The following is a 3,579-nucleotide window of genomic DNA, read 5'->3' on the forward strand; positions in this document are numbered from 1 at the left end:
GGCCGTCGGGCTCGGGGTCGTCGCCGTCGCCGGGGCGGACGCGCCGCCCGCCGTCTCCCCGGTCGAGGAGTACGTGACCGTCGTGGTCCCCGACCTGCTCGCCGGCTACGAGCACGTCGAGGACCTGGCGCAGGCCGAGCTGGGCGACCGGGCCGCGGTCCGCGACCCGGCCCGCTCCGACCGCATCCGCGACCAGGTGCTCCCGCGGCTGCGCGAGGTCCTCGTCGACGCCGAGACCTTCCAGCCGGCGACCGCGGAGATCGGGGCCGCGCACGACGCGGTGCTGCGCGCGTTGCGCGCCAAGCAGACCGCCCTGGAGGCGTACGCCACGGGTCTGCGCAGCGGGGACCCGAGGGCGTTCGCGCTGGGCGAGGACGCCTCGACCGAGGAGTTGCAGGCGTTCCGGCAGTGGGCGGCCGCCATCGCCGCCCTCGACCCGTGATCAGCGGGTGGGGTCGACCATGGTCATGCCGGCGACCACCGCCCGGTCGAAGCCGGGCAGCAGCGCTGCCGCCTCGGCCAACCCGATCGTGCGTTCGACCAGGTCCTGGGGTCGCAGCGCCCCCCGTTCGATGAGCGCCATCATGGCGGGGTAATCGGCGGCGGCCATCCCGTGGCTGCCCAGCAGGTCGAGCTCCCAGGCGATCACCCTTGCCATCGGCACCCGCGGGTGGCCCCCGACCGGCGGCAGCAGCCCGACCTGGACGTGGCGACCCCGCCTGCGCAGGCTGAGGACGGCGTCGGCGCAGGTCCGCTCGCTGCCCACGGCGTCGACGGCGATGTGGCTCCCCCCACCGGTGAGGTCGGCGACGGCGGCCGGGACGTCGGTGCTGTCGGTGCTGTCGGTGCCGTCGGTGCCGTCGGTGCGCAGCGTGTGCTCGGCGCCCAGTGCGGCGGCCGCGGCGAGGGCCTCCGGGTTGCGGTCGACGGCGACCACCCGCCCGCCCAGGGCGCGGGCGATCATCACCGTGCTCAGGCCCACGCCGCCGGCGCCGACCACGGTCACCCACTCGCCCTCGACGATCCGCGCGCGGCCGACCAGGGCGCGGTACGCGGTGGCGAACCGGCATCCGAGCGCGGCCGCGGTCGTGAGGTCGACGCGCCCGGGGACGGCCACCAGGTTGGTGTCCGCGCCGTGCAGGGCGACGCGCTCGGCGAACGACCCCCAGTGCGTGAAGCCCGGCTGCTGCTGGTCGGGACACACCTGGGCATCGCCCGCCCGGCACCACTCGCACCGCCCGCAGCCGCAGACGAACGGGACGGTCACCCGGTCGCCGACCGCCCACCGGCGCACGCCCGCACCCACCTCGACGACCTCGCCGGCGAGTTCGTGGCCCGGCACGTGCGGGAATGCGACGTCGTCGTCGTGGCCGGCCCAGGCGTGCCAGTCGCTGCGGCACATCCCGGTGGCCGCGACCCGCACCACCACCCCGCCGGGCGGCGCCCCGGGTTCGCGGACCTCCCGGACCTCGGGTCGGGCCCGAGCGGCATCGAGGACGACGGCGCGCACGGCGCCCATCCTGCTGCAGACCGCCCGGGCCCGCCCGACCCCGTCAGGACGCGGGCGGTTGCTCCGGTTCGGACGGCGCCGTGGCGGGTGCCGCCGCGGTCGACCCGTCCTTCGGCAGGCACAGCGCCGAGACCAGCGCCAGCACCAGCAGCAGCAGCGCCCACGTGAACGTCGCCGCGTAGGCCTCGGCCAGTGGAGCGGCCAGCAGCCGGCGCACCTGCTCGGGCAGCTCGCTGATCGAGGCGCTGTCCAGGGCCTCGGCCCCGTCCGGTGCCTGCGCCCCCAGCCGCGCGAGCACCGGCGCGAGCCGGTCGGTGACCTGGTGGGTCAGGACCACCGACAGCGTCGCGGTCCCGACCGCCGCGGCGCTCTGCTGGATGATGGTCAGGCTGGTCGACCCGCGGGCGATGTCCTGCGGGCGCAGGGTCTTGAGCGCGATCGACATGTTCGGCATCCCGACCATGCCCATCGCCAGGCCCAGCACGAACAGCGCGACACCGATCATCCAGTACGGCGTGGTGTCGGTGAGCTGCGTGAGCACCGCGACCACACCGATGACCAGGACGATGCCCAGCGGCACGATCCTCGCCGCGTGGCCGCGGTCGACCAGCCGCCCGGCGATCGGCATGATGATCATCATCCCGATGCCCTGCGGCACGATCAGCAGGCCCGCCTGCAGCGCGCCCTGCCCCCGCACCTGCTGGAAGTACAGCGGGAACAGCAGCATGGACCCGAAGACCGCGATCATGAAGAGCACCATCGTGACGGCCGCGACCGAGAAGCCCCGGTTGCCGAACAGCTTCAGGTCGATCAGCCCGTTCGGCGTGCGCGCCGCGTGCACCAGGAACGCGGCCACCAGGACGGCGCCGGCGCCGGCCGGCAGGTACACCGCGGGGGCGCCGAAGCCGCCGTGCGCGGGGACCTGGGCCAGCCCGTAGATCAGCGCGGCCAGGCCGGGCGAGAGCAGCACCAGCCCGAGCACGTCGAGCTTCTCCGCCGGCCGCGGCCGGTCCGCCGGCAGGACCTTCGCGCCCAGGACCAGCGTGAGGAGCCCGACCGGCACGTTCACGAAGAAGATCGCCCGCCAGGACACGTCGTCGACCAGCCAGCCGCCCAGGACCGGGCCGATGATCGGGCCGAGCTGCATGGCGATGCCCAGCACGGCCATCACCCGCCCGATGCGGGCCGGACCGGCGGCCCCGACCAGCAGGGTCATGCTCAGCGGCAGCAGCATGCCCCCGCCCATGCCCTGCAGGACGCGGAACAGGATGAGCGACTCGGCCGACCAGGCCGTGCCGGCCAGCGCCGAGCCCGCGGCGAACAGCACCACCGCGGTCAGGTAGATCCGCTTGGCGCCGTAGCGGTCCGCCGCCCAGCCCGACAGCGGGATCACCGTGGCGAGCGCGAGCGTGTAACCGGTCGCCACCCACTGCATCGTGGCGAGGGTGGTGTCGAATTCGATGATGAGTTGGTCGAGCGCGACGTTGACCACGGTGATGTCGAGCATCGCCATGATCGCGCCGAGCACGATCACCCCGCCGATCGCCAGGATCCGGCGATCGAGCTTCTCCGTCGCGGTCGTCGCCGTGTCCGCGGCGGCGCCCGGAGTGGTGGATGGAGTCAAAGCCGTCCTTGCCCGGCAGCGATCCGCTGCCGTTGGTCGTTCGGTGGCTGAATACCTGCCGTTCCGAGGAATCCGCTGGTGGGCCCCCGTCTCGGGTGGGCCGTCGGGTGCTCGGTCCGGAACGGCTCGCAGATTCTGCGCGACGACCGGGGTCTTGCCGCAAGCCCCCGGGTCCGCTATACATTAAGTACGGAAGGGAAATCCGCTGGCTCCCGCGTGTCCTCTTCCAGCTCGCTCGCCCTGGTTCCGGGGCCGTCGACGGCCCCGTGCGCCGACCGGGCAGACTGGCCGTCCCACCCCCGGGAGGACCGCGATGACCTCTTCGCCCACCCGCCGCCACGTGCTGGTCGGCGGCGCCGCGGCGGCCGCGGGCATCGCGGGCTGCGCGACGTCCGCGCCGCAGGTCCCGCCGCCGACGGCCCCGCCCAGCACGGCGCCCGGCCCG

3 protein-coding genes are annotated in these 3,579 nt (G+C 74.6%); 1 reads left to right on the top strand and 2 read right to left on the bottom strand.

The window, feature by feature from the left end:
* The coding region (locus tag KIK08_RS38110) for a hypothetical protein (protein WP_214408172.1) at positions 1 to 442 on the top strand (442 nt) is incomplete at its 5' end.
* Here the strand turns inward: KIK08_RS38110 and KIK08_RS38115 are convergent.
* Both KIK08_RS38115 and KIK08_RS38120 read right to left on the bottom strand, forming a co-directional pair.
* Positions 443 to 1,519, bottom strand: coding sequence for an alcohol dehydrogenase catalytic domain-containing protein (locus KIK08_RS38115; protein WP_408004792.1), 1,077 nt, complete (start codon positions 1,517 to 1,519; stop codon positions 443 to 445).
* Between the two features lie 34 nt (positions 1,520 to 1,553).
* Positions 1,554 to 3,134, bottom strand: coding sequence for a DHA2 family efflux MFS transporter permease subunit (locus KIK08_RS38120; protein ID WP_250558627.1), 1,581 nt, complete (start codon positions 3,132 to 3,134; stop codon positions 1,554 to 1,556).
* Between the last annotated feature and the right edge of the window lie 445 nt (positions 3,135 to 3,579).

This window comes from Pseudonocardia lacus (assembly GCF_018531445.1).
In the GTDB taxonomy this organism is placed as follows: domain Bacteria; phylum Actinomycetota; class Actinomycetes; order Mycobacteriales; family Pseudonocardiaceae; genus Pseudonocardia; species Pseudonocardia lacus.